Source organism: Paenibacillus sp. Soil522 (genome assembly GCF_001428245.1).
In the GTDB taxonomy this organism is placed as follows: Bacteria; Bacillota; Bacilli; order Paenibacillales; family Paenibacillaceae; genus Pristimantibacillus.
On the sequence record NZ_LMRV01000030.1, the window covers coordinates 19,317 to 44,868 of the forward strand.

Consider the following 25,552-nt stretch of genomic DNA (forward strand, 5'->3'; position numbering starts at 1 on the left):
CTGTAATGCCCCCCCATTGTCAAGACACGAATTTTTGAGGGATAAGTTATGTCCTCCTTCTCGTGTAATTTAGCATTTTAGGATGCGATTTGGTCAATCGTGTGAGCATAGAATTGATCTGGCTTGCTCCATTGAGAGATTGATGAGGACGAATTTGGTTGCAAAATTGGACATAATTCGGTCGATCTATTTTCAGACCTCGTAGGAGATAAGGGCGCTTGTATTGGGCATGGAGGCGTTTGCTTAAGTTTGGCTTCGGATAGATGGCCTCGAGTCCAATGAGTCTCATCAGCCGCCGTACGCGCTTACGATTGACGTCAAAGCCCTGATCTCGAAGGAATCTGGTCATACGCCGGTAACCGAAGTAAGGATGCAACGTGTAGATCTCATCAATCAGATGCATGATCTGTACATTTTCTTCGCTCTCATGACGTTCCTTATCAGCGCGGTATACGCTGGTTCGGTTCACGCCTAACAGCTCTGCCTGACGCTTGATGGTAATGGCATCGCAATCGCGTTCTACCATGGCTTTTCGGGCTTCTAGAGGTTCATTTAAGACCAGATTTTTTTTTGAGCCAGTCGACCTCAACCGTAAGTTGGCCTNGCATCGCAATCGCGTTCTACCATGGCTTTTCGGGCTTCTAGAGGTTCATTTAAGACCAGATTTTTTTTTGAGCCAGTCGACCTCAACCGTAAGTTGGCCACTTATTTTTCTCCCTCCCGTGTCTCAACCTATGGGAGCATTATATTGACTCAATTAAGCTTCCTAGGTTATTAGTGTTTGGGTTAATATGAATGGCTTCAACGATACCATCAAATGGGGCAAGAACTTCAGCGTTCCACTCGTAACCAGTCTTCATTATTCTTTCCGTCATTTTTATACTTTCTCATCTATCCATTTTCAAATTTCTCAATTACACAATCGCAACCTAAGGCATCTTAAAAAAGTTGAATGGGAATCAATAATCAAATATTTCCATAATTTCCGACGCAACCTATGGTGTCCTTTCGCGTCTTATTTTAATAGACTGCGAGAGGAGAGTACTTTTGAGCAACATGAAATCAACATGGGGACTTTTATTTGCGTTGCTGTTGATCGTGCAGGCCGCCGTGCCCGGAATTCCGGCATCCGCAGCCGTCAGTGAAGCCGACATCACCAAATTCCGCGTCTACCAGAATGACAAGGCACTTTACGAATTCGCCTCCCTGTCTAAGTCGGTCGCCTACGCCAAGCGCTTCCGTTACAGCCATGTGGAAGATATTTCCAAGCGTCAATGGGTTTGGGACAATCTTCCCCGCTACGTGGTTTATCAGAGCGGACTGACGCGGCCCGAATGGGAATTTCGATCCTATTCCGATGCGTTGGCTCTGGCAAAAACGCTGACGGATGTCCATATCTGGGACCTGGAGCAGACGGGCTGGGCGTACAGCCAGCACGTCAGGTTTCAAGTGTTCCAAGGGGATAAATCACTGCCTTCTTGGCAGTTCTCTACGCTGGCCGAAGCAAAACAGGAGGCAAAGCTTTGGGCCAACTCGCACATTATGGATTTGGTAACCAATCAGTGGGTTTGGGACAATATGACGATGGATTGGAAAAGCGCCGAGCGGAAAAAACAAGCTGTCTACGATTTGTTCGTGGGCGGTGTTTCCACCGGGGGTACGAAGTATGCTTTCTTGCAAGATGCGATCTGCGCTTCTGCATCGGTTCCCCGGAGCGAGGTTGTTAATATGGCCACCGGCATGGTGGTTTATTCCAATCTGCCTCCGTATTCCGTAAGGCAGAACGGCAAAGAGATCCGCACCTTCTTCAGCATCGACAATGCCGCAGCGTATGCCAAAGCGTTCATTGGAACGGAAGTTGTTAAGGGTGGCGAAGTTTGGTGGACGAATGTTCCTTACCTACAAGTCTATCAAAAAAACCGACTTGTCCAATCGTTCCATAACCTTAAAGCCGCGCTGCTCTATGCCGGGACGCTGGAAAACTCCCGCATTAAAACGGCGGAAGGCAGGCCGGTCTGGGACAACACCCGCAAGCTCTTGTACATAGGTTGGAACGGTTCGTCAAGCAACGAAACGGCGCTCGCTCAGGTGGCGGATACACAAGGTCTGGACATCGACTCCCCGACCTGGTTCGTACTGTCCGCGCCCGACGGTACGATGACCGATACGTCGGATCCGGCGTTTGTCAAGCAATTGAAAACCCGGGGCAAGCAGGTCATGCCGGTCGTTATTAACAGCCACGATTCGGAGTTGGCAAGCGCATTCCTGCAGAACCCCGCCGGGCAGCGGATGTTCATCGACAAGCTGGCCGACAGATTGGCAGAACTTGGAGTAAGAGGTGTCAACCTTGACTTTGAAGCGATTGCCCCACAGGACCGCGATGCGTACACCGCCTTCGTAATAGAATTTACGGATGCGATGCACCGCAAAGGTTTGACAGTCTCCATCGACCTGCCGCGCGGACATCTCTCGTGGAATGATAAATCGGGTTATGATTACGAGAAGCTCGCCGGTATTGTCGATACCGTCGTCATTATGGCTTACGACCAATTCTGGAAAGGGAGTACATCGCCTGGCCCGGTATCCGGCTTTCCATGGTTCGAGGAAGGCATCACCAATTACCTCAGTTACGACATCCCGAGGAGCAAAATCATACTGGGCATTCCATTCTATATACGCGTGTGGAAGCTCGACGAAAACGGCAAGCTCGTCGGCAATAGCGCGTTGATGATGAAAGACCTGCCGCAGCTACTCGCTTCCGTAGAGGAAACGGCCGAGTATGATCGATATCACCGCCAGACCAAGTACACCTACGCCAAGGACGGATTCACTTATGTGCTTTGGGCGGAGACGCCGGACACGATAATGGCTCGGATCGCCACTGCCAAGAAATACGACCTTGCCGGGATCGCCGTATGGCGCCTCGGCTACGAGCCGGCGGAGCTGTGGACCGAACTGTTGCGTGCGAAATGACAGAAGGGGTTTGCATCTCGTACAGCCCCTTCCTTATCAAAAAAATCATTGCGCCCGCGATAATGGCGCGCTTTTCTTTTTATACAGAAAAGATAAGTTAGGGCTGAAAAGTAGCCGGCAGAGTTTTTCGACCCATTTCATGGAAAAGATAAAGGTTATAACGATAGCAAACAGAATCAACAGCATTTGATCTGCCCATGTGTCGATATACCGGTAGAAGCCTTGATGATCCATTATTCTCAATACGAAACCGTGCAGCAAAAAGGGATACATCGTCCGAATGCCGGGCTCGCAAACAGAATCAACAGCATTTGATCTGCCCATGTGTCGATATACCGGTAGAAGCCTTGATGATCCATTATTCTCAATACGAAACCGTGCAGCAAAAAGGGATACATCGTCCGAATGCYGGGCTCGCTGATCCGTGTCTGCCCCGTTGGGATTAAGGAGAGAACGCAAAGTGACAAAATGACCGATACGGCTGCAATAGCCAACCTGTATACCCCCGCATACCATTCCGGGCTGCCCAGTTTCGAGTAACTGTAGCTGCCCCAAAGCCATTCGCAATTGAGGTTCTGGCCATAGCGGAATANACCTGTATACCCCCGCATACCATTCCGGGCTGCCCAGTTTCGAGTAACTGTAGCTGCCCCAAAGCCATTCGCAATTGAGGTTCTGGCCATAGCGGAATAGAAGCCCAAGTGTGAGAATCATAATAAACGCAGATGCCATTTTGACCGGCCATTTAATTAAATATACGAAGTATTCCCTCTTCATATAGTAACCTGCCAGGAAGAACGGAAAGAAGTTGATCGCCCGGAGCGATGACAGCTTATACCCCAGTTCCGTTGAAKCGTAGCCGGCCAATACCGCAAGRCAGCTTGCAAACAAGATCGGATACCTTAATTTCGTAAAATACGGCAGGGCRATTTTCCATAAAATAACCGCAAGCAGGTACCAGGTTACCCAATAGGGCAGAAAGAAGGTGAATTTCAGGTTTGCCCTGTCGTTCAGATAATAATCCAGCAGCGTATACAGCGTTTCAAAAATGACATACAGAACGAGATAGGGGCCAAGCTTTCCCGATTTCTTGGAAAAGTAACCCGTAATAAAAACAAAAAGCGGGNAGCGTATACAGCGTTTCAAAAATGACATACAGAACGAGATAGGGGCCAAGCTTTCCCGATTTCTTGGAAAAGTAACCCGTAATAAAAACAAAAAGCGGGATATGAAAAAAGTAAATGAAGTTGTACAAGGCCTTCGCGGACTCGCTTGTAGAATAAAGGGGTTCCAGCACATGGCCGATGACCACGAACGTAATCAAGACAAACTTCACATTATCGAAATAATGGTCGCGTTGATTAACCTCCGGCATCTTTTTAACTCCTCCGATTGGTTTTATTGACTCTTACCCAATACTAACAAACCAACATGGAAACCTCACCCTTCATAATCCGCGAAATTTCTGCCTTATCCAGTCTCTCACAGTCTTAGGGAAGCTGACCGGGCGTATTTTTAGTCTTTCTCCGCTATGATACAGTATCCTTTGCCATGTTATATTATGGATAGCTTCATTGCCTCATAGGGGTTCGGCCACATAGCCATCCCTTTTATGACGAAAATAAATGCGTCTCTACAAGAATAAACAGACCGCCCAAAGCTGACGGTCTGCTCTTGTCCGATCAAGTATGCAGTTACCTGCTGAAGAAATCCTCCAGCCCTTTCGCAATTGCTTTGGCTGCTTTCTTTTGGTAGTCGGAGCCGCGGACGATGGATTCATCCTTTGCGTTGGACAAGAAACCAAGCTCTACGAGTGTAGATACCGTATCATTTTCCCGCAAAACGTGAAGATCGCCGAAAGAAATCCCATTGCTCTTCAAGCCGATACCGTCTGCAAGTCTGTTTTCTATCGCGCGGGCTAATGGCCGATCTTTCATTTCCGAATAATAGAAGGTAAGTATGCCGGACGTATTATTCTCTGAAGAATTATAATGGATGCTGACGTAAGCGTCCGCGCCGGCGGATTCGCTTATCTTCACCCTATCGGAAAGCTTGGGCTTCTCCTCTTCCTTCGTTCTTGTCATGAGGACGCGCGCTCCACGGCTGCGAAGCTCATCCTCGAGGTAGAAGGAGGTGCTCAAATTAAGCTCTTTCTCCATCGTTTCATATTTCGTTCCGATCATTCCGGGATCTTCTCCGCCGTGACCGGGGTCAATGACGATTACTTTCCCTTTAAGTCCCTTCGATTTTCCCGAAGAAACCGCCGCCGTTTGTATTGCGCCTTTCACGATATAACGATCTGATACCCAGCCGGTTTGCCCATGCGGAGTCTGGATCCGAACCCATCCTTCCCGGTTGTCCATTATCGTAACAGCCTCACCCTTTGTTAGGCCTCCCAGAACCTTATAGTTCAATCCGGCGCCGGCCCTGATCCGCAGCGAATCCGCCAGCACAGTCGCCCGGGTGGCTGCAGAACTCTCTTGCACATTGCCATCTTGATCTGTTGCCGATGCCGTAACGACACTGCCATCGACCTTCTTCAAATAATAACCTGCCGCCCAGCCGGAGACCCGGTCCGACTTGATGCGCAGCCAGCCGTGCTCTTCATTCGAAACGGTGACCATCTCGCGATTCTTTAAAGCTCCCACGATCGACGATTCAAGCGAAGGCTCGCTGCGGACATTCAATGAGTCGGTGTATACCTTGGCTGTATAACTATCGCTTGCTTCCGCCCGGTTTGGTATATAACCGGAAATACTAATCAACCCACAGATCAAAATTATCAGGTATACAATTTTTTTCATACAAGTCTCCTTTAGTATTCTTAGGCTATGTAGGTCTACCATTATACCAGCAATTACTAGATTCGTGCAGACCTATATGCAAAATTACGCCCGCATTCTCCATGCGCCGCCAAAAAACTAGAGTAATCCGTCAGATTCTGACGCTAGTTGCAATATTGCAAAAAAAAGGCGCCGCTTACGTCCGGAACAGACGTAAACGGCACCGATTTAAATGTACTGCGAAGGAATGAAGCGAGGATAATGCTGCTTTATACAGATTAAACCGAGTGACATCACGTTTATCGGCTTAGTACACCTGTTTCAAAAATTGAACCGTTTCTTCAACCGCCTCATCCAGCTGAAGTGTAGTGCCCTTATAGGAATCAACTGCGTCGAATGTATGATTCCCTCCCGCAATGGAAATGAAGTGCTGCTTCGGAGCGACATCCTGCAGCAGTCGGTTATAGGCGTCTCCTTGCTTATCGCCAAGTTATTTACAGAAGCTTCGTTATTCCTGTTAAGCTATTGAGCGCAGCCAGGTTTGTTTATTAAGATGAGGCCGCATGCTTGCAAAATAAAAGCCGGGCGCGGCACGCAGCCATCATTCGATAGCTGCGTACTGCGCCCGGCTTCTCCGTTTCTATGTAGAAGTTAAGACTGGTACCATATTCCCGCTCATTTCCTTCGGCAGCTTAAAGGACATTCCCTTCATAAGCAGCTTATCCATTAAAGCCTTAAACGGCACCGCAGGGACCCAGTCATGAATCATAATGATCTCGTTTCCGCTAAAGGCTTGCAGGCCGCCCTCATCGCCAAAAGCTGCATCCGTACCCAGATCGAACGTATCAAGCGTACACTCCACATGGAGCCCCTTATTCAGGGCTGCTTGGCTTCGCTTATTGCAGCGGATATTTTCAAACTCCGGCTGCTCATACCCAAGCTCCTCCAACACGCGCTGAATACCTGCAAAATGTCCTTCGTCCGTCTCATGGTGAACATACGGAAAGCGAAACAGCTTTGACGGTCTTGAAACGCCCGCTCTCGTATACAGCCCGTCAACGATCCGGTCGGTCCGCTCCAGCTGCTCTCTCACTTCCTTCAAGCTGAGTGCAGAGAGGTCTGCATCATCGTAGCTGCGATTGCCGATAATATGACCGTCCTTTATGGCGCGAACAGCCTCTTCCGAAAACCTTTCCAGCGCTTCGCCTAAACAAAACCAAATCGCCCGAATCCCTTTTGCGTTCAAATCATTTACTTTTTCCATAAAATCTTCGGCAGGACCGTCATCAATGATGAGATACGCCGCTCTTTCAACCGCTAACATAACCAGAAACCTCCGTTTATCTATTCATGCAAAACTATTTATTTATTTAGTATACCTTAAAAATATCGTTAGGTCAGACTGAATTGGAACTCACTAACAAAAAACCACAACCTCGGGGGAGGCTGTGGTTTTTCGCAAATGTTAGGCCTTTGCTACGATCTCATCTATTTCGCTTTTCAGTAATAGATATCTGTGGACGCTGCGATTTATCGGAACCTTCGTCAGGTTATGCTTAAGCACATAAACCTTCATCTGGTCCTTTGTAAGGCCTAACAGATCTCCGGCCTCTGTAACCGTTAATACAACCTGCTTGCTGGTGGCATTAAACGTCTTCTTTATTTTTTGATCCCAGTCTTCAAATACTACCTGCATATTTCCGACTCCTTTATCATAGTCAATGATCTTTATTGACCGCACTGTTCAATTATAGCACGAACAACCCCGTAATCTTAACTCGATAAAAATATATTAGGAAATAAAATAAATAACGGGTACCTATTGAGGTGTGGCTGACACTAAAACAGGAGAAGAGCGGCATGAGCTTCCGCGTCTTCTCCTGTATATTTCTTTACTGCTGCAGCTTCAGAAAAGCTTCAAGCTCTGATCGGATCTCGGCCGGCGTATCCAAATCCAGGAGACGTTCGGTCAACTGCTCGCAAGCGCTGCGCTCAAGCTTCCTGACCGTCTGCTTGATCCGTTGAATAGCCGAAGGCGACATGCTCCACTCATGCAGGCCAAGTCCGACAAGCAGCGGAGCAGCGAGCGGATCGCCTGCCATGCTGCCGCACATGCCGGTCCATTTACCATGCTTATTCGAAGCATCGATGACGCTCTTAATAAGCTGGAGAACCGCTGGATGAAAATAATCATACAAATAAGAGACTTTCTCGTTCATCCGGTCCACAGCAACCGTATACTGCACCAAATCATTCGTGCCAATACTGAAGAAATCAACCTCTTTGGCTAAGCGGTCCGCCATGAGCGCAGCGGAAGGAATTTCGATCATAATGCCAATTTCGATGGCCTCGCCTATGTTCGCTCCCTCGGAGATTAACTGCTGGCGAGCCTCGTCATACAAAGCCTTGGCTTGACGCCACTCATCCATTCCCGAAATCATCGGAAACATAATCTTTACGTTGCCATACGCTCCAGCCCGGATAATGGCGCGCAGCTGAGTAATAAACAGCTGCTTCTGATCAAGGCAAAGCCGGATAGCGCGATAGCCGAGAAACGGGTTTAGCTCTTCTGGAAGCTGGAGATACGGCAGCTCCTTATCGCCTCCGATATCCAGCGTCCGGATAACGACAGGGCGTCCCTGCATGGCTTCCGCTGCTTGGCGGTAGGCTTCAAACTGTATCTCCTCCGACGGCATCTGGGAGGCGCTCATGAACAAAAACTCCGTCCGGTAAAGGCCGATGGCTTCCGCGCCCTTCTCAAGCAGGCCCGCTGCTTCCTGAGGCGTTCCTATATTAGCGGCCATCTCAAAGCTGAAGCCGTCTTTCGTTACGGCAGCAAGCTCGCGATAAGCATTCAAGCTTTCCTGCTCCTTCTGCTCCGCAGCAAACGCAGCCGCAAAGTCTTCCTTCGTGGACTCCTTCGGATAAAGCACGCATTCACCGGTCGAGCCATTGATGATAAGCTCCTCGCCATGCTGAATCTGCTCAATCGCTGAGCCTAGTCCGAGCACGGCTGCGATACCAAGCGAGTTTGCAAGAATCGCGGTATGAGACGTCTTACCCCCGATTCGCGTTACGAAGCCCAGCACGAATTGTTTATCCAGTTGGACCGTATCGGAAGGCGTCAGGTCGTCTGCCACAATGATGACTTCACTCGCAATATCGGACAGCCGTGCGCCCTGATGTCCCACAAGCTGCGTCATCAGCCTGCCTCCGACATCCCGGATGTCTGCCGCCCTCTCACGCATGTATTCGCTGGCCATAGCTTCAAATAGCCCGGCAACCTGATTTACCGTACGGCGCACCGCGGTTTCGGCTGACCATTGCTCATTTTGGATGAGCTTCTGCATAGGCGGGTAAAATGCCGGATCGTTCAAGAAGCTAATTTGCCCTTTCAATATCGCGGCCTTCTCTTCGCCAAGCGTCTGCTTGGCGCGTTCAATGAGCTCGCTAAGCTCCAAAGCGCATTGCGCCTTAGCCTGCTCCAAGCGAGCCAGCTCTTGATCCGGCTGGTCGGTCTTGCTCTCCTTTATGTCATCAAGCTTCAACGGCTTATAGACAAAAGCCCTGCCTATCCGAATACCCTCGGATACGCCCAGTCCTGTCAGTCGCTGCTCGATTGTTTCTGTCATCATCATTCGTTCCTCCTTGCTGCGGCTTTACATGCCGGTCATTAATCTTCGCCGAATCCGCTTTCTACAAGCTCAGACAACTCCGCGACCGCTTGTGCTTCATCCGGTCCTTCGGCTTCAATTGTAATAACTGAACCTTTATCCAAACCGAGCGTCATCAGGTTTAGAATGCTTTTGGCATCAGCGACTGTTGCTGTGCCTTCCGGCTTAATCAGAATCGTCGATTGAAATTGTACCGCCTTTTCGGTAAATAGCTGCGCCGGACGGATATGAAAGCCGGCAGTGTTCTGAATGACTACTTTTTGTGAATGCATTTAGTTACGCCTTCCCTTCCTATTCGATCGTTGCAAGCAAGCTTTTTAGCTGGTCCGAATGCTCGACTGCCATTAGCTTCTCACGGAATTCGGAATCAATGAGCTTACGGGACAAAGCAATCAAAATTTTCAAATGTTCGTTGCCTTCGGCTGCTTCCGGTACGGCAATCATAAATACAACCTTAACCGGCTCGCCATCGAGCGATTGCCATTCTGCAGGCGTTGACAGCTTAGCGAATGCCAGACCCGGTGTGGCGACGCCACTTGATTTTCCGTGCGGAATCGCTACGCTGAAGCCGATGCCTGTTGAACCCGTGCTCTCGCGCGTGAGCACAGCGTCCAAGTATGCTTCCTTATTCGATACGGAGCCGGATGCGACAAGCCCGTCAATCATATTAGCTATAATGCTGTTCTTATCAGTCGACGTTAGCGGGATAAAAATGGCTTTTTCATCTAGCAGCGCGTTAATGTTCATTGTAAATACCTCCTGAAAATGATTGTGAAATAGACAATAGGGGGAGAAGTCCCCCCTGCCAATTATTTGATTATACCTGTTTAAGCTTGATTACGCAGCTCTACCGGTTTTTTGAGTACGCTCAGCATCACTGCTGTAACAACCGTGCCGATTATGATCGCCAGAGCATACAGCCCGAGATGGCTCACCGCATTTGGAATCGGGAGGACAAAGATGCCGCCATGCGGAGCGCGGAGCGTCGCGCCGAATGCCATCGACAAAGCGCCGGTTATAGCCGAGCCTACCATAATCGAAGGGATGACGCGGAACGGATCTCCGGCAGCGAACGGAATCGCGCCTTCCGTAATGAATGAGATGCCGAGTATGGAGGCCGACTTGCCTGCATCCCGCTCTTCTTTGGTAAATTTATGTTTTGCAAGCAGCGTAGCAAGAAACAGGCCGAGCGGAGGCGTCATGCCCGCTGCCATTACCGCTGCCATTGGACCGTATACTTCACTTCCAAGCAGACCCACCGCAAACGTATATGCGGCTTTGTTCACCGGACCGCCCATATCGAACGCCATCATCGCGCCGAGCAGCAAGCCAAGCAGTACAGCGTTTGTCGTGCCTAGTCCTGTAAGCCAAGCTGTTAGACCATCCATAACCGCTTTAACCGGTTCGCCAATTACATAAATCATCATAAGGCCAGTAAACGCTGACGCAAGAAGCGGAATGAGCAGGATAGGCTTCAAGCCTTCAAGGTTACGCGGAAGCTTAATGTTTTTCTTTAAGAAGAGTGCCGTGTAGCCCGCCAGGAAACCTGCGAGAATACCGCCAAGGAAGCCTGCACCTATACTTGATGCCAGCATACCTCCGATGAGACCAGGTGCTAGACCTGGCTTCTCAGCGATAGAGAAGGAGATAAAGCCGGCGAGAACAGGAACCATCAAGGCGAAAGCCGAGCCTCCACCAATTTGCATCAGCGCTGCTGCGAATGTACCTTCTACTTTGAATGCTTCGATTCCGAAAATAAACGATAATGCGATAAGCAAACCGCCTGCTACAACAAGGGGAAGCATATGCGATACGCCGGTCATGAGATGCTTATATGGGCCGCTGCGCGCTGCGCTGCGCTCGGACTTCGACTGCTCCACCTGCTTCGCAAAGTCGTTCGGAGAGGACGCTTGTTTAGCTAACGCTTCTTCCAGCAATCCTGCCGGATTTTTGATCGCTTGGGCAACAGCGACCTTCACGACCGGCTTGCCTGCGAATCTGGATTCTAATACATCGGTATCGGCAGCGACGATAATAGCATGCGCTTCAGCAATTTCCTGATCAGTAAATTCATTCTCGACGCCGACAGCGCCTCTAGTTTCCACTTTAAGCGGTATATTTTTTTCCTTGGCTGCTTTAATCAAAGATTCAGCAGCCATATACGTGTGAGCGACGCCGGTTGGACATGCAGTTACAGCGAGAATTTTTTTCATGGTGCATTAACCCTCCTTAGAATGTTCGTATGACCCTTTAATAATGTGTGAGCGTAACCAATTGGAGCGATTGCTTAACCTCGTGAATCGTACACACCTGTGTGCCCGGCTTGGAAGCCGTAATGGTGCCCGCAGCTGATGTCCATCTGGCTGTTTCTTCGACTGATTTGCCTTCAAGGAAGCTGTACACCATTGCCGCAACCATCGAATCGCCTGCCCCTACCGTGCTGACCGGCGTAATCGGGAATGGGCTTGCTCTCACCGCTTCCGACTTGCTCACGAGAAGCGAGCCTTCTGCGCCCATAGATACGAGCACGTATTCAATACCCCGGTCAATTAACGTTCTTGCCGCCCCAACTATTTGCTCCATGCTGTCGAACGTCTCGCCAAGGAGCGCTTCGAGCTCATGAATATTGGGCTTGATTGCGAATGGGACCGCTTCTATGCCAAGTGCAAGTGCCTCGCCGTCCGCATCAAGTATCGTTCTTATTCCTTGCTCCCGCGCACTTTCGATGAGCGACCGATAATAATCGGGAGGCGTACCGGGAGGAAGACTGCCGCCCAGAACGATAATCGACGCTTCGGCAGCTTTGGATTTGAACATGCCCCGGAACTGATCAAGCAGTACGTCGTCAACCGTGAAACCCGGCTCGTTGAGCTCGGTCGTCTGCTTCGTCGATTCATCGACCATTTTCAGATTGACCCGAGTTTCCCCCGCAGCTTCAATCATTGCCGAATTGATGCCCATCTTCTCCAGCTGGTCTCGAATGACCTGACCCTGATAGCCCGCCGTGAGACCAAGCGCCTTAACAGCGACATCGAATTGCTTCAATACTTTGGCAACATTAATGCCCTTGCCTCCTGCATCGGTCCGCATCTCCTTGATGCGGTTTAAGCCCCCGTACTCAAACTGCTCTATGGTGACGGTTTTGTCCAATGCCGGATTTAGAGTAACGGTGATGACCGGTGAAGCCGGCTTCATTATACAGCACCTCCATAATCAGCTAATACAACCACAATCCCGAATTCCTCGAAAGCCTGTAAAACAGCCGGTGATGCGAGCGAATCAGTGATCAGCGTCGTGACATCCTCGGGATTTCCGAACCGGGAAAAGGATACTCTTCCGAACTTGCTATGATCCGCGAGCAGTATAACCTGCTCAGCCGATTTAATCATTTGTTTCTTCGTTGCGGCTTCAATCAGGTTCGGCGTCGTCAATCCAGTTTCGGAATCAAAGCTGTTCGTAGCCAGAAACAGCTTGTCGACATGCACGGATGCAATGGCGCGCTCCGCAAATGGTCCGACCATTGCCTGCGTCTCCGGGCGAAGCGTGCCTCCCGTGAGCAGAAGATCAATACTCTTCTCGTTCGCGAGCTCCTGCGCGACCATAACCGAGTTGGTTACGACGGTCAAACGCTGGAAGTTTTTCAGCAGCTTAGCCAAATAATAAGTCGTGGTACCCGAGTCAAGCATGATCGTATCGCCTTCGCGGATAAGCGACAGTGCCGCTCTTGCAATATCCTGCTTCTGCTGCTGAAAGCGGTCCTCCTTCTCCAGGAAGGATGGCTCGTTATTATCATTTTGCATGACCGCTACCGCTCCGCCGTGCGTGCGCCGCAGCAGCTCCTGCTCCTCCAGATCTCTCAGATCCCGTCGTACCGTCGATTCCGACACTTGAAAATGATTCGCCAGCTCCTGGACGGATGCTCGGCTGTGCTGATGAACGTAATCCGCGATGTGCCGCTTACGTTCTTCTTCAAACAACATACAGCATTTCCTCCTTCAGCCAAACTCATGCAGCTTGCTTGCTATTAGTGTGCTCATTTATGAATGAGTTAAAAGATTAACTACATTAAGATGCTCATTTGGTCTTGTTTATGATTATATATGACTAATTTAAAATTGTAAAGCGCTTTCTTTGTGAGTGGTTGTGATCAAATGAGCATAACCTTTCAAAGCAACGAGCAACCCTTCCTTATAAGCAGAAGACATACAAAAAAAAGACCCGCGACACATCGCGGGTCTTACTTGTACTTGCTTATTCTGATTATTAGAACGTTTTTGCAGCTTCTTTAGCTTGAGCAATCGCTTTTTCTTTAATTTCCGGCGCTTTATCTGGAGCAGCAGCCACACCTTCAACAAAGATTCCTTGGAAGGACGGAACGCCATGGAATTGCATAATTTTTCCGATATAGCTATGGCCGCTTTCAAAGCCGGCAGCAGGACCTTCAGAGTACACACCGCCGCTTGCTTGGATATGAAGAGCTTTTTTGTCTGTCAGCAAGCCAATAGGACCGTTCTCTGTATATTTGAAGGTTTTGCCCGCGATACAAACCGCATCAATGTATGCCTTCAAAACAGGCGGGAAAGAGAAATTCCACATTGGGGAAACAAATACGTATTTGTCAGCTGCGACGTATTGGTCCACGATCTCATTCAGACGAGCTACTTTCTCTCTTTCGGAATTGGAAAGCTCATCAAAAGAAGATCCTGATCTTAGTTTACCCCAACCACTGAATACATCAGCATCAATTTGCGGGATATCTGATGCATACAAATCTACGCTAATGACTTCGTCCGATGGATTTGCTTCACGGTATGCTTCAATAAACTCTTTACCTACTGCCATACTAAACGAAGTTTGATGATCATGCGGATGAGCTGTAATGTACAATACTGTTGCCATTTCGAAAAACTTCCCTTCTTTTTTAAACTATTATTGACCAGTTCATTATAACTTATTTAAAGCTTATTTCAAATCATTATTTACTTACTATACTTTATAAGGCGTAAAAAAACAAGTTCCGCAGTCCATCATGCCAGCTTCATTATGCCCCAGGCCTGTATGACTTAATTCGAATCAAAAGTGTTAAAAAAATGCAAAAAAAATACACCAAACTGGTGTATTTCACGCGACATATAGAGAACGCTAAGAAGCAGCTGCGCAAATCTGAAATTAGGCGCATTGTTTATGAGAGTTAAGGCTGTTAAGGCCGTTTTACCTCTGAAAAAGCAAGCATAAATTCCGTACCTTTTCCTATTTCGCTCCTAATATCGATTTTCCCATTCATTTTTTTAATCATGCTGAATGAAACCATCGTCCCGAGGCCTGTCCCCTTGTCCTTGGTCGAATAATAGGGCGTTCCTAGTCTTTTCACTTGCTCTGGGGTCATCCCATTTCCATTATCGCTCAGAACGATTAACACCTGATCATTTCGATAATAGGTTTTAAGCGTTAAAGTCCCCCCATCCTGCATCGCCTCGATCGCATTTTTGCCGATATTGATTAAAGCCTGGCGAAATTTAAACCGGTCGCCTGTTATGAAGATCGGCTGCTCAGAGCCCGTCTGTACATTAACCTGTATATTATTGTAGTTGGCATAAGTCAGCAGAACATTCGACAAATAATGAATCTCCGCCTTTACATCCAGCGTTTCGATATGTTCAGGGTCGGGCTTAGCAAGCGAAAGATAGTCTGTAATAATAAGCTCCGCACGGTCCAGCTCCTCAATGCATACTTTCCTGTAAAATTCCTTCTTCTCTTTATCGATAGTGGTTGTCCCGAACAAATGAATAAATCCCCGTACCGTCGTAAGCGGATTCCGGAACTCATGAGCTACCGAAGCAGCCATGTCTCCAACGATCTTCATCTTCTCACTTCTCACAATCTCTTCCTGCATCATAAAATATTTATTTAAAAATTCAATGGCATATACGCATAGCCCAACAATTAACCCTTGCAGAAATAGGTTTTGTACGGTTGAAATCGGATTATTCAATAGCAGCCCGATCTGCCCGGTCAACGATAAATACACGGTAAATGTCAGCAGCTTAATGAGGGTGCATAAAATGACCGCTACCGCTATTTTTTGAACCAGCTTTAACGATTGAAAACTTTTATACAAAAATAGAAAAACGACAAAGCCAGGCAGCAAGGCCAATATATAGATCCATACATTTGGGTTTCCAAGTAAATAACGATAGAGCATGAGAGTCAAATAAAGCAGGACGGAAACCTGTACGCCGCCATAAAGCGAGCCGACCGCTAAAGGAATCGTACGAAAATCATAAAGCAGCCCGTTAATCGTTACCGGAAAAGACATGGTTGTTATAATAGCGAGCGCAAAAAAGATGTACATTAGGAAACGGTACAGCAGCGGCCTGCTTTTTGTTTTATAAATGTAAGGATAAAAAGCAAGCGGGGAGAAAATAATGAAAATATTCAATAAAAAATCTTTGATATACTCTATCATAAAATCCCCCTAGTTTTTGTATGAAAACGCTCTATCTATTGCATATACCCCCTTAATATATCATAAAAAGAGTGAATTGTAGCAGCAAAAAAAAGCACCTTTCGGCGCTCTTTTTCATAGAATTAATTGGGAATTACATAATTAAAAAACAATTTAAAGCAACTTAATTATTGTTATTCCATACTTTTCATCAATTTGTACAAATAATCCACTGATCGCATCGCATACTCGAACCGGAACGGCTCGCCATTTTTAAGCAAGACCAAACAGGGAACGCTTGATATTTTCCATGCCTCGCGCAGCTTGGACGAGTAGTTGATATTCATTTTGTACAGCGTTACAGGAACCTGAGCGGCATCCACAATCTCCAGCATGCGCTCGGCCACTTTGCAGGTTCCGCAAAAAGGGGATGAAAATAACAACGCATCGTTTCCGTTTCCGATCCGGTTCAATTTGAGCCAATCCGCCTCTTGTATTTCTTGAATCGCCATATGCCATTCCCCATTCCTTCCCGTGCATCCTCATACGTATATTGTAAGATGATTTTCTAATTTAGAAAAGCGATAGCCGAACAAACTGCGGCTTTATGCAACGAAGTTTAATCATGAAATGCTATAATCAATATATTCGAAAATAGACCTTTTTGCTCAGGAGACTATTCAATAATGAAAACAATTCATAGCATGACATGCACGGAATGGCACGGACTGTTTGCGCACTGCACGGCCTCCTTGGCTGAGCATACCCGCAACCTTGCGTTTGTGCAAAATGCGTTAGCGTCCATCAATGAGTTAAAGCCTGCTCCGCTGACACCTGCAATGAACAGCATGTTCGAGCTGCATGCGCATTTCTTTGTGCTGGAGCTGCTGTTAAACCGAACGCCGAACCAATCGCTCCGGCTCGGAACTTTTATTGGGTATAACACCCAAGCCGCTATTTCCGACATGCAGAAGAGCATCGAAGACATTTTCGCAAAGGAGCTTCTGCATGCTGACGATCCGGAATTTTGGCAGCGCATAACCGAAACGATCCCCTATCTGAGAAAGCTTATGCTGACGGAAGCCGGCGTGCAGTCTTATTTTTCCAATCCGTATTACTGGTTCTGGAGCATCTGGATTTATCCTCATCAGAACGGCAGGAGCCTATGCCTGGAGGAGCTGCATCACCTGCAAGCCGCACACGATGAGCTCGGCACTTCTCTTTCCCGCTATCCGTGGCTGCTCGCCCAGAGCTGGATGAGCTTCTTTCTTACCCGCGATCAAGAAGCGATGTCGCTATTCATGGAAATAAACAAAAGCTTCAACATCCGTCCATACGGCTTGTTTCAACTGTTGTCCGCTATGGCGGAAACTGCGGAATGGCAGCGGCTGCTCAAATGGTTAGCCGACAGCGCTCCCCTGCTGCAAAATCACCGCACGGACAGCCTTGAACGCTATTTCCAATATTGGGACATGGCTGCCCAGCATTTCCCTCATGAGGAACAGCAAATGTGGGAGCTGCTCGTTCATATGCTGCCTCTCACAAGCTCTATCTATGAAGAGAAGCTGCTTAAGTATGGCAAATGGAGGCAGTGGGTCGATTATCAGCTTAGCACCGGAAGCGATCCTTTCGATTACCGCGCCGGCGTCTTCACGCCTTTTGAGAAAAATGCGCCGGAGGTACTGCTTCCCTTCTACCATCAAGCCGTGGAGAGATATGTGCTGCTCAAAAATAGAGCCGGCTACAAATCAGCGGTTAAGCTGCTTAAGCGGCTGGCAAAGCTCTACAAAAAAATGAAGAACGACGCGCAGTGGGAGCATTTCATAACCGCTTTCTCCTCACGGCATAGCCGGCTTCGCGCACTGCAGGAAGAGCTGCGGAAAGGTAAATTACTATCATGAGCAAGTTTACGAAATCGTTCACGGTGCATGTTAATTTAACGACATACGGCGATGCCCTTATCTATGGATTCAACGACACGGGAGACTACTTATCCGGCCTTACCTTAAAACAAAGCTTATTCGCCTGGCACGCTGCTTCCTTCTACGGTACCGAGTTGGAACTGGAACAGATTCAAGGAGCGGAGCTTATTATCCTTCCTGCCGAGCAGGTCATCCCCTTCTTTGCGGAAAATCAGCTGCTCGAGCACATTAAATGGGCATGGGGAGAACAAGCGGCGCAAATTGTCCGGCTGGCCCCCTTCCTGACTGCAAGCATGGAGGCAAAAAAATTTGTGCCGAGCTTCTCTGCCTTTCAGACGGGCAAGCTCCAATGGTCATGGGATGAGACTGCATTAGATATACCAAACGGTCTCAAGCAAGCGGACATGGAGTTGGTAGACGGATTACGGGCAGCGTTCTCTGCCGCTGTATTTAGCCGCTATTACGGATCAGAAACGGCTGCCGCAGATTTACGGCGGGAATATCCGCTGCTGTTTTCCAAGGACCATGTTGCCTTATCCGGTCTGAACGCAGAGGCATGGCTTGTTGCGGTTGGCTGGAAAGCCGATTATGCCCCCTTCCGTCCCGTTCTGCAATTGCTGGAGCCCGGCGAAGCCGAGAGCTCCTGGCAGCTAAGGCTCGTTCTTCAGGACAAGCTTGATCAAGCGGTGCTTGTGCCGGTGCATCTATCCGAGGAAGGCGAGACTTTCGGCGCTTGGCCGGGCTCATGGTCTATGGCTGTGCGCGAGCGATCTGCCGGTTGGCTTGACCGCTTGCGAGCCTGTCTTCCCAAGGAGCGTTTGTCCGGCAGACGCGAGGATCTGTTAAGCGGCCCCTTGGAAAATGATGCTGCTTGGCAATTTTTAACCGTGGATAGCCGCCGTTTGTTAGAAGCCGGTTGGCAGGTGCTTCTTCCCGCTTGGTGGGAGACGGCTAGCCGGAAGAAGCCTCGGCTGCGCGCCAAGGTAAGCTCCGGGGCCGGGAGCAAAGGCGATTCGCTGTTCGGGCTTGATTCGCTTATTGATTTTGATTGGCGCGTTGCCATTGGAGATACGGATCTCACCGAGGCAGAGTTTACTGAGCTGGTTTCCCGCAATGAACGGTTAGTCCGCTTTCGGGGGACGTGGATCACACTCGATCCGGCCCTGCTAACCCAAATACGCAAAGTCATGGCGAGCGTGGACAGCTCTCAGGGATTGTCGTTTCAGGACGTACTCCAGCTGCATCTGCTGGGAAGCAGCGATGATGCCGGAAACGGCGAGCCGGAACAATCACCAGAGAATGAGGCACGCGTCCAGCTTGAGGTGGAGCTGAACCAGCATCTCCTTAAACTCATGAGCCAGCTCGGCCAGCAGGCGGAATTACCGGCGCTTGCGGTGCCTGACGGATTGCAGGCTAACCTGCGCACCTATCAGCAGGACGGATATGCATGGCTTGCCTTTTTGCGCCGGTTCGGGCTCGGGGCTTGTCTCGCGGATGACATGGGGTTAGGTAAAACCGTGCAGCTTATTGCTTATTTAATGCATCTCAAAGAAACGAATAAAGGAGAGAAACTGCCCTCCCTCATCATTTGCCCAACTTCTGTTCTCGGCAACTGGCAGAAGGAAATCAGCCGTTTTGCCCCGTCGCTTAAGGTCATGCTCCACTATGGAAGCGGACGGCTGGCAGGAGAAGCCTTTCATGCGGCAGCCGTACACGCCGATGTTATTCTAACCTCCTATGCGACTTCAACGCTGGATCAGGAGCTGCTTAAGGCATGTACTTGGGCTGCCATTTGCCTGGACGAAGCACAAAATATTAAAAATGCTCAAACCAAGCAGTCTGCCGCTGTTCGCAGCTTTTCTGCCAAGCATCGCATTGCGCTAACCGGAACGCCTATTGAGAATCGGCTGTCGGAGCTGTGGTCCATCTATGACTTCCTTAATCCGGGATTTCTGGGCAGCTCCCACGGGTTTCAAAAACGGTTCAGCCATGCGATTGAAAAGGAGCATGACGCACAGCGCACGGCTGATTTGCAAAAGCTGGTGAAGCCGTTTATGCTCCGCCGGAAGAAAAAAGACCCGGCCATTCAGCTCGATTTGCCCGACAAGAACGAAATGAAAACCTATATTCATCTTACCGCTGAACAGGGCGCATTATATAATCAGACCGTCAATCAGCTTATGGAGCGTATGCAGAAGCTTGAAGGCATTCAGCGTAAAGGCGCTATTCTGTCGGCCATCATGCAGCTGAAGCAGATTTGCGACCACCCTATGCTTTTGACGAAAGAGCCTATACCTGAAATTTCTGCGGACGCGGACAGAGGAGTCGATGCCGAATCGATCATCAACCGTTCTTCCAAGCTGGAGCGTCTGCTCGCAATGGTGAAGGAGCTGCGGGATGAAGGAGAACGCTGCCTTATTTTCACGCAGTATATCGGCATGGGGCAGCTCCTGCAGCTGGTGCTGGCGCAAGAGCTCCAAGAGCCCATTCTCTATTTAAATGGAAGCACGTCCAAATTAGCGCGCGACCGGATGATTGAGAGGTTTCAATCAAGCAGCTTACCGGCTGCCGAACAGCCAAACGTCTTTATTTTATCCATTAAAGCCGGGGGCGTCGGTCTTAACCTCACAGCGGCCAACCATGTGTTCCATTTCGACCGCTGGTGGAATCCCGCTGTGGAAAACCAAGCTACCGACCGTGCGTACCGTATGGGCCAAACCCGCGATGTGCAGGTGCATAAGTTCATCTCGCTCGGCACGCTGGAGGAGCGTATCGATGAAATGCTGGATAACAAGTTTCAGCTTAGCGAAAATGTTATCTCCAGCTCCGAAGGCTGGATAACCGAGCTGTCAAATGAAGCGATTCAGGAACTCTTTGCTTTGCGGAAGGATTGGAACGGATCGTAACGGTCCGCTATCGCCATTAACGTCGCCATGATACACAAATATAGCGTAGGAGAACAGATTGGCGTGAAAAACCCAAGCCTGCTTGAGTCTGCCGTATTTCGTTCACAATCATCAGCTTTCGGTGAGGATGCTTATCTTTCCGTTTATGATAAAGCTGCGGCTTTGTTTGAATCTCTCGGTCAAAACCATCCCTTTCAAAATGCAAACAAACGCACTGCGTTTACTGCTCTTGTGATTTTCTTACGGTATAATAGTTTGCGTTTTGTAATGGACGCCAAGAAAGCCGAAGATTTTACAGTAGACATGGTCAATCATATTTACTCCTTTATGAATTGATAACTGTTATTCGTCAACACTCAATCAATGGATGAATTCTCCGCCGTTTTATGCTACACTGATGCTAATTTAAAGGAACGGAGGGTTACGTGTGATAGACTTTATCCGAGTTAGGTCTTTGCGCAGCTGCTAATTGAATAGCGCCAAAGCTCTGCCTGTGTGCAGAGGACTCAGGATAGGTCTGCCATTTTGAAGGTAACCCACATTTGGAATACGTCGGAACGTTGAGGGATCAGCCCTCTTTGGCGTATTCGCCTTTGGAACGGAAATTCCATATGCATACGTGGAGCGAAGCATCTCAGCTCTTACAACAGCCGGGCTTTTCCCGTCTTTTCTGGACGGCTCCGCTGTTCATTGCCTATGGAAGACCATTTTTTTCTGATATCCTCTTCCCCCTAACTGTGAACACAGGCAGAGCAGCCTGTGTTTTTTTGTTTTACAAATAACCTTTAGAGGATGATGAATAATGGAACAACCGCAGCAAAAAGCGATTATCGTCGGCGTTCAGCTTCAAAATCAAACAGACTTTTCTTACTCCATGGAGGAACTCCGCAATCTGGCTGCCGCCTGCTATATCGAGGTTGTCGATGAGCTCAGTCAGAAGGCAGCCCGCATAAATCCTTCCCACTACATCGGGACCGGTAAAATACAGGAGCTGCTGGCGCTGCTCGAGGCACATGACGCGCATGTCGTCATTTTTAACGATGAGCTGTCTCCTTCTCAAATTCGCAATCTGGAGGCTGCTTTGGAGCGGACGGTTATCGACCGGACGATCCTTATCCTCGATATTTTTGCGGAGCGCGCCAAAACCAGAGAAGCACAGCTGCAGGTGGAAGTTGCCCGGCTCCAATATATGCTTCCCCGCCTGGTCGGTCTTCGCGCATCATTAGGCCGTCAAGGCGGTGGAGCCGGTCTCAAAAACAGGGGCGCTGGCGAGACGAAGCTCGAGCTCGACCGGAGGCGCATCGAGGAGAGAATAACCGCCCTGCAAGCTGAGCTGGATAAGCTCGTAGCCAGACGTCAAATTCAGCGGAAGCAGCGGCAAAAGAACGAGGTGCCCGTCGTCTGTCTCGTCGGCTACACGAATACGGGAAAATCCAGTTTGATGAACGCTTTGCTGGAGAAATGCAATCCCGGTACCAATAAGCTGGTCTTTGCTCAAGATATGCTGTTCGCCACGCTGGAGACATCGGTTAGAAGCATAGAGCTGCAGGACAATAAATCATTTTTGCTGACGGATACGGTCGGCTTCGTCAGCCAGCTCCCCCATCACCTTGTGAAAGCTTTTCGCTCGACGTTAGAGGAAGTAGCCGAGGCCGATTTGCTGGTGCATGTCGTCGACTACTCCCATGAAGACTACGAGCAGCTGGTCTCCGTTACGAATGATACGTTGAAGGAGCTGGGCGCTCATCACATTCCGACGATCTACGCTTACAATAAATGCGATTTGACGGAGCACGCCTACCCGGCCGTACAAGACGATAAGATCTACCTCTCGGCGAAGAAAAAGAGCGGTTTAGATGAGCTTATCTCGCTCATTCGCGGCCATATCTTCGATGACTACATGGAGTGCGAGCTGCTGATTCCATTCAGCCAAGGACGGCTGGTCGCATACTTTAATGAGCATGCTCACGTTCAATCCACGGATTACGAACCGGAAGGCACGAGAATGAAGCTGGAGTGCCGCGTAGCTGATTTCGAAAGGTATCGAAATGAAGTAATCGTGCTTTAAACAGCAAGAACCCCCCGGCCTGTACTGGTCGGGGGGTTCTCGCTTAGAGCGTATGGAAGATACCTTTTGGCAAAGTGCAATACACTATGCTTTTGCCAAGCTAGAGGCTGACATCCTGCGGATGCGGACCTTGGACAAGCTGCGCGGCTTGGGCATTAGCGGTAACCTGCTCAGGGTTCTTACAGCCGGGAATGACGGCGGTAACCGCAGGATGATTCAAGCACCACGCCAGCGCCCAACTGGCCATCAAGACGCCGCTAGGCACTTCTTCACGCTGGATATGCTCTACTTCCAGCAGCTTCAGCCGCGTGCTCTCTGCATCATGCCTGTGCCGTACATCGGTATCGCCAAAGATAGCGCCAGGCCTATATTTACCGCTTAAGTAACCGCTCGCCAATGGAACACGGGCAAGCACGCCCAAATCCTGCTGCTGGCAGGACGGGAACACCCGCTCTTCAGGCGTGCGATCAAGCCTGTTATAAACGACTTGAATAGCGCGTGCGTTCACTTTCGATGATGCTTCCGTTTGATGAAGGTTGTTGTTGCTGCCGATCGATGTCCCAAGAAAACGAATTTTCCCCGCCGATATTTGCTTATCCAACACAGTCCACAGCTCATCGTTATCGAATGCTTGATCCGGCCCGGAATGGAATTGGTATAGGTCAATATAGTCAACCTTCAATGCTTTCAGCGATGCGTCGAGCTGCGTAATAACCCCATCGGCGTTAAATTCGTCAGTACGCGTGAAGCGCTCATGGAATTGATGTCCGAACTTCGTAGCAATAATCCAATCCTCGCGTTTGCGGCGGCTGATATAGTCTCCAATGAGAGACTCCGAAAGATGATCGCCATAGCATTCTGCGGTATCAATCAGATTAATGCCCAGCTCATGACCTTTGTCGAGAATCATATCCACTTCCTGCTGCGAATATTCCTGGCCCCATTCTCCTCCAAACTGCCATGTTCCGATACCGATTACCGATACATTTAACTCCGTGCTTCCCAGTCGCCTATACTTCAAGATTGACACTCCCTCCGAATGATCAGATACTTGTCCGCTTTATTTTACCATTGTGTCCCATACACAAAAATAGAACAAAAGCCTTCTTTATTAGCTTAACGCATATCCTACCAACGAATTTGCTTGACTAGGTCAATTATCAGCTTCTGATGCTCGGAGCGGATCGGCCATTGTCCCATTTCGTTCAAGATGCGCTCCAAGTTTGTATACCCTTTTGCCAAGCCGTTCAAACGGGCCACTAAGGTAGAGTTGTTCAAATCATCCTGCGACGGAAACCATTCATTCAGCTTTTCAATAGCGTTTGGAAACCGTTTTAAATAATATTTTTGATGCTTATCCTCGGCAAGGTGGAATCCGGAATAGGGCGCAATCTCCGTTTCAGGCTCGCCCCTCCCTTGCTCTTTCCGCCTCCTCAAAACATGCTGTATCGTTTCTCTTTGCTTATCATCTGAATAAAACAACAGCGATAAATATTGACGCCCTTTATAATTATTGATATTAACCGGATTGTGGTTATTCCAAAACACTTCCAAGATCTCATCAAACGTAATGATGCCCGGGCTAAAATCCAATTGGACCGTCTCGGTGTGATTCCCCATTTGCCGGTAAGCAGGATTCATAGAGGTGCCCCCCGCATAGCCTGTACGCGTTCTAATGACGCCCGGCAGATGGCCAAACAAGGATTCAGGACTCCAAAAACAACCCATTCCAAGCGTTACGGTCTGGACATTGCTCATCGGGAAAAAAGGTTCACTATCGCTGGCCTGCATGACCTGTTTGTTCAAATGGCTCCCTCCATAACACCCGGATATATAGCTTGCGTTTTACCTTATAATTGCAACCAGCAGCCCTATAAGTCTGCCCGATTATCGTTTAATCGTAATGCTGTGCTGAAAAATTGTAAATGCTGTACTAACGAGATGCAAAGAGTGAAGGCCCTTCAAATCCACTTAATTAAGTTGACACTTAATTAAGTATATGCTAAATTAAGTCCATGATCGAAAAAGCCATTCATGCTCTAGCTGAGCCTAGACGCAGAGATATTCTATATCTCGTTCGTGACAAGGAGCTTACTTCAAGCGCCATCGCATCGCATTTTGATATTTCAGCGCCAGCAGTTTCACAGCATCTCAAGGTTCTCGAAGGATCCGGACTTGTCGTTGTTCGGAGAGAGGGAACCAAACGGTATTATCGGATAAGAAAGGAAGGTTTCGCAGATTTGAGGGCCTATATCGACCATTTCTGGGATGATAGCTTATTACGTTTGAAAGAAGCAGCGGAAGCCGAGGAAAGGAGAAATCATGAATCCACTTAACAGCAGTGAACAAATTACCAAGGAATTGTATATCGAATGCCGTCCTGAAACGTTGTTCTCGTTCTTTACCGACCCGGACAAGCTGGTCCGTTGGATGGGCAGCCATGTCCTGTTGGAGCCTAAAATCGGCGGTAAATACCGTATAGATGTTAACGGAAGCGACATTGCTATGGGCGAATACGTAGAAATTGTACCGCATGAGAAAATTGTTATGACATGGGGTTGGGAAAAATCTCAGCAAGTGCCGCCCGGTTCGAGCACGCTTGAGTTTCGACTGATTCCTAAGAACAATGGAACCCTCCTTCAACTAAAGCATTACGACTTGCCTGTTCAAGAAGTACTGTCACACGAGCAGGGCTGGAACCATTACATGACACGACTGCAGGCTTTGGCTGAAGGCCAAGACCCTGGCATTGATCCTTGGTCCATAAAGGCCATGCATTAA

Annotated in this window: 21 protein-coding genes and 2 pseudogenes; 7 read left to right on the forward strand and 16 right to left on the reverse strand. The window is 48.8% G+C overall.

The genetic code is table 11. The features are described 5' to 3' along the window. Positions 1-46: 46 nt before the first annotated feature. A complete protein-coding gene (locus ASG81_RS07115) occupies positions 47-526 on the reverse strand; it encodes an IS3 family transposase (protein WP_056631108.1) in 480 nt (159 codons plus the stop codon). A gap of 530 nt (positions 527-1,056) precedes the next feature. On the opposite strand from ASG81_RS07115, the gene ASG81_RS07120 reads away from it, so the two are divergent. After that, a complete protein-coding gene (locus tag ASG81_RS07120) occupies positions 1,057-2,973 on the forward strand; it encodes a glycosyl hydrolase family 18 protein (protein ID WP_056631334.1) in 1,917 nt (638 codons plus the stop codon). Between the two features lie 1,127 nt (positions 2,974-4,100). Here ASG81_RS07120 and ASG81_RS33645 read toward each other — a convergent pair. The 13 genes and pseudogenes from ASG81_RS33645 to ASG81_RS07185 form a co-directional block, all read right to left on the reverse strand. Then, positions 4,101-4,348 (reverse strand): annotated as a pseudogene (locus ASG81_RS33645) (acyltransferase family protein); the annotation flags it as partial. Between the two features lie 319 nt (positions 4,349-4,667). Then, on the reverse strand, positions 4,668-5,777 hold the full coding sequence (locus ASG81_RS07130) for an N-acetylmuramoyl-L-alanine amidase (RefSeq protein ID WP_056631114.1): 1,110 nt from the start codon (positions 5,775-5,777) through the stop codon (positions 4,668-4,670). 619 nt (positions 5,778-6,396) lie between these two features. Further along, the gene (locus ASG81_RS07135) at positions 6,397-7,080 is read right to left on the reverse strand and encodes a polysaccharide deacetylase family protein (protein ID WP_056631118.1); all 684 of its coding nucleotides are present in this window, start codon (positions 7,078-7,080) and stop codon (positions 6,397-6,399) included. A gap of 141 nt (positions 7,081-7,221) precedes the next feature. Next, positions 7,222-7,452, reverse strand: a complete 231-nt coding sequence (locus ASG81_RS07140; protein WP_056631120.1) for a hypothetical protein — start codon at positions 7,450-7,452, stop codon at positions 7,222-7,224. A 196-nt stretch (positions 7,453-7,648) separates the two neighbouring features. Beyond that, entirely contained in the window at positions 7,649-9,394 is a 1,746-nt protein-coding gene (gene ptsP, locus ASG81_RS07145; protein WP_327205150.1) for a phosphoenolpyruvate--protein phosphotransferase, read from the reverse strand. A 35-nt stretch (positions 9,395-9,429) separates the two neighbouring features. Beyond that, a complete protein-coding gene (locus tag ASG81_RS07150; RefSeq protein ID WP_056631127.1) occupies positions 9,430-9,702 on the reverse strand; it encodes an HPr family phosphocarrier protein in 273 nt (90 codons plus the stop codon). Between the two features lie 19 nt (positions 9,703-9,721). Beyond that, on the reverse strand, positions 9,722-10,177 hold the full coding sequence (locus ASG81_RS07155) for a PTS sugar transporter subunit IIA (protein WP_056631130.1): 456 nt from the start codon (positions 10,175-10,177) through the stop codon (positions 9,722-9,724). 80 nt (positions 10,178-10,257) lie between these two features. Continuing rightward, entirely contained in the window at positions 10,258-11,643 is a 1,386-nt protein-coding gene (locus ASG81_RS07160) for a fructose-specific PTS transporter subunit EIIC (RefSeq protein WP_056631133.1), read from the reverse strand. A 37-nt stretch (positions 11,644-11,680) separates the two neighbouring features. Then, positions 11,681-12,625 carry a 1-phosphofructokinase gene (gene pfkB, locus ASG81_RS07165; RefSeq protein ID WP_056631136.1) on the reverse strand — a complete coding sequence of 315 codons (945 nt, stop codon included), beginning with the start codon at positions 12,623-12,625 and terminating at the stop codon, positions 11,681-11,683. Next, entirely contained in the window at positions 12,625-13,410 is a 786-nt protein-coding gene (locus ASG81_RS07170) for a DeoR/GlpR family DNA-binding transcription regulator (RefSeq protein ID WP_056631138.1), read from the reverse strand. Before ASG81_RS07170 ends, pfkB begins: the two co-directional genes overlap by 1 nt. A 283-nt stretch (positions 13,411-13,693) precedes the next feature. Beyond that, positions 13,694-14,329 (reverse strand): FMN-dependent NADH-azoreductase, encoded by a 636-nt coding sequence (locus ASG81_RS07175; protein ID WP_056631140.1) that lies wholly within the window; start codon positions 14,327-14,329, stop codon positions 13,694-13,696. A 301-nt stretch (positions 14,330-14,630) separates the two neighbouring features. After that, entirely contained in the window at positions 14,631-15,896 is a 1,266-nt protein-coding gene (locus ASG81_RS07180; RefSeq protein WP_056631143.1) for an ATP-binding protein, read from the reverse strand. 173 nt (positions 15,897-16,069) lie between these two features. Continuing rightward, complete coding sequence (locus ASG81_RS07185; RefSeq protein WP_056631146.1) at positions 16,070-16,387, reverse strand: thioredoxin family protein; 318 nt, start codon at positions 16,385-16,387, stop codon at positions 16,070-16,072. Positions 16,388-16,561: 174 nt separating this feature from the next. Here ASG81_RS07185 and ASG81_RS07190 point away from each other — a divergent pair, with 174 nt between their 5' ends. The 4 genes and pseudogenes from ASG81_RS07190 (at position 16,562) to hflX (ending at position 22,771) form a co-directional block, all read left to right on the forward strand. Next, the gene (locus tag ASG81_RS07190) at positions 16,562-17,776 is read left to right on the forward strand and encodes a hypothetical protein (RefSeq protein ID WP_056631148.1); all 1,215 of its coding nucleotides are present in this window, start codon (positions 16,562-16,564) and stop codon (positions 17,774-17,776) included. After that, positions 17,773-20,703, forward strand: a complete 2,931-nt coding sequence (locus tag ASG81_RS07195) for a DEAD/DEAH box helicase (protein WP_056631151.1) — start codon at positions 17,773-17,775, stop codon at positions 20,701-20,703. Before ASG81_RS07190 ends, ASG81_RS07195 begins: the two co-directional genes overlap by 4 nt. 27 nt (positions 20,704-20,730) lie before the next feature. Beyond that, positions 20,731-21,074: pseudogene (locus tag ASG81_RS07200) on the forward strand (type II toxin-antitoxin system death-on-curing family toxin). A 431-nt stretch (positions 21,075-21,505) separates the two neighbouring features. Beyond that, positions 21,506-22,771, forward strand: coding sequence for a GTPase HflX (gene hflX, locus ASG81_RS07205; protein ID WP_056631157.1), 1,266 nt, complete (start codon positions 21,506-21,508; stop codon positions 22,769-22,771). Positions 22,772-22,871: 100 nt separating this feature from the next. Here the strand turns inward: hflX and ASG81_RS07210 are convergent, their stop codons facing one another. Continuing rightward, positions 22,872-23,792, reverse strand: a complete 921-nt coding sequence (locus ASG81_RS07210) for an aldo/keto reductase (protein ID WP_056631160.1) — start codon at positions 23,790-23,792, stop codon at positions 22,872-22,874. A 107-nt stretch (positions 23,793-23,899) separates the two neighbouring features. Further along, complete coding sequence (gene msrA, locus ASG81_RS07215) at positions 23,900-24,577, reverse strand: peptide-methionine (S)-S-oxide reductase MsrA (RefSeq protein ID WP_235548770.1); 678 nt, start codon at positions 24,575-24,577, stop codon at positions 23,900-23,902. 209 nt (positions 24,578-24,786) lie between these two features. Between msrA and ASG81_RS33850 the strand changes: the two genes are divergently transcribed. Both ASG81_RS33850 and ASG81_RS07225 read left to right on the forward strand, forming a co-directional pair. Then, positions 24,787-25,107: an ArsR/SmtB family transcription factor gene (locus tag ASG81_RS33850; RefSeq protein ID WP_056631163.1), complete on the forward strand. Its 321-nt coding sequence runs from the start codon at positions 24,787-24,789 to the stop codon at positions 25,105-25,107. After that, positions 25,094-25,552, forward strand: a complete 459-nt coding sequence (locus ASG81_RS07225) for an SRPBCC family protein (protein ID WP_056631172.1) — start codon at positions 25,094-25,096, stop codon at positions 25,550-25,552. Before ASG81_RS33850 ends, ASG81_RS07225 begins: the two co-directional genes overlap by 14 nt.

Coding starts and splice junctions, on each gene's coding strand:
- ASG81_RS07170 (WP_056631138.1), bottom strand. CDS start 13,410: ATGTTGTTTGAAGAAGAACGTAAGCGGCACATCGCGGATTACGTTCAT.
- ASG81_RS07130 (WP_056631114.1), bottom strand. CDS start 5,777: ATGAAAAAAATTGTATACCTGATAATTTTGATCTGTGGGTTGATTAGT.
- hflX (WP_056631157.1), top strand. CDS start 21,506: ATGGAACAACCGCAGCAAAAAGCGATTATCGTCGGCGTTCAGCTTCAA.
- ASG81_RS07155 (WP_056631130.1), bottom strand. CDS start 10,177: ATGAACATTAACGCGCTGCTAGATGAAAAAGCCATTTTTATCCCGCTA.
- ASG81_RS07160 (WP_056631133.1), bottom strand. CDS start 11,643: ATGAAAAAAATTCTCGCTGTAACTGCATGTCCAACCGGCGTCGCTCAC.
- ASG81_RS07140 (WP_056631120.1), bottom strand. CDS start 7,452: ATGCAGGTAGTATTTGAAGACTGGGATCAAAAAATAAAGAAGACGTTT.
- ptsP (WP_327205150.1), bottom strand. CDS start 9,394: ATGATGATGACAGAAACAATCGAGCAGCGACTGACAGGACTGGGCGTA.
- ASG81_RS07225 (WP_056631172.1), top strand. CDS start 25,094: ATGAATCCACTTAACAGCAGTGAACAAATTACCAAGGAATTGTATATC.
- ASG81_RS07135 (WP_056631118.1), bottom strand. CDS start 7,080: ATGTTAGCGGTTGAAAGAGCGGCGTATCTCATCATTGATGACGGTCCT.
- ASG81_RS07150 (WP_056631127.1), bottom strand. CDS start 9,702: ATGCATTCACAAAAAGTAGTCATTCAGAACACTGCCGGCTTTCATATC.
- pfkB (WP_056631136.1), bottom strand. CDS start 12,625: ATGAAGCCGGCTTCACCGGTCATCACCGTTACTCTAAATCCGGCATTG.
- ASG81_RS07190 (WP_056631148.1), top strand. CDS start 16,562: ATGAAAACAATTCATAGCATGACATGCACGGAATGGCACGGACTGTTT.
- ASG81_RS07115 (WP_056631108.1), bottom strand. CDS start 526: ATGGTAGAACGCGATTGCGATGCCATTACCATCAAGCGTCAGGCAGAG.
- ASG81_RS07185 (WP_056631146.1), bottom strand. CDS start 16,387: ATGGCGATTCAAGAAATACAAGAGGCGGATTGGCTCAAATTGAACCGG.
- ASG81_RS33850 (WP_056631163.1), top strand. CDS start 24,787: ATGATCGAAAAAGCCATTCATGCTCTAGCTGAGCCTAGACGCAGAGAT.
- ASG81_RS07120 (WP_056631334.1), top strand. CDS start 1,057: ATGAAATCAACATGGGGACTTTTATTTGCGTTGCTGTTGATCGTGCAG.
- ASG81_RS07175 (WP_056631140.1), bottom strand. CDS start 14,329: ATGGCAACAGTATTGTACATTACAGCTCATCCGCATGATCATCAAACT.
- ASG81_RS07180 (WP_056631143.1), bottom strand. CDS start 15,896: ATGATAGAGTATATCAAAGATTTTTTATTGAATATTTTCATTATTTTC.
- ASG81_RS07195 (WP_056631151.1), top strand. CDS start 17,773: ATGAGCAAGTTTACGAAATCGTTCACGGTGCATGTTAATTTAACGACA.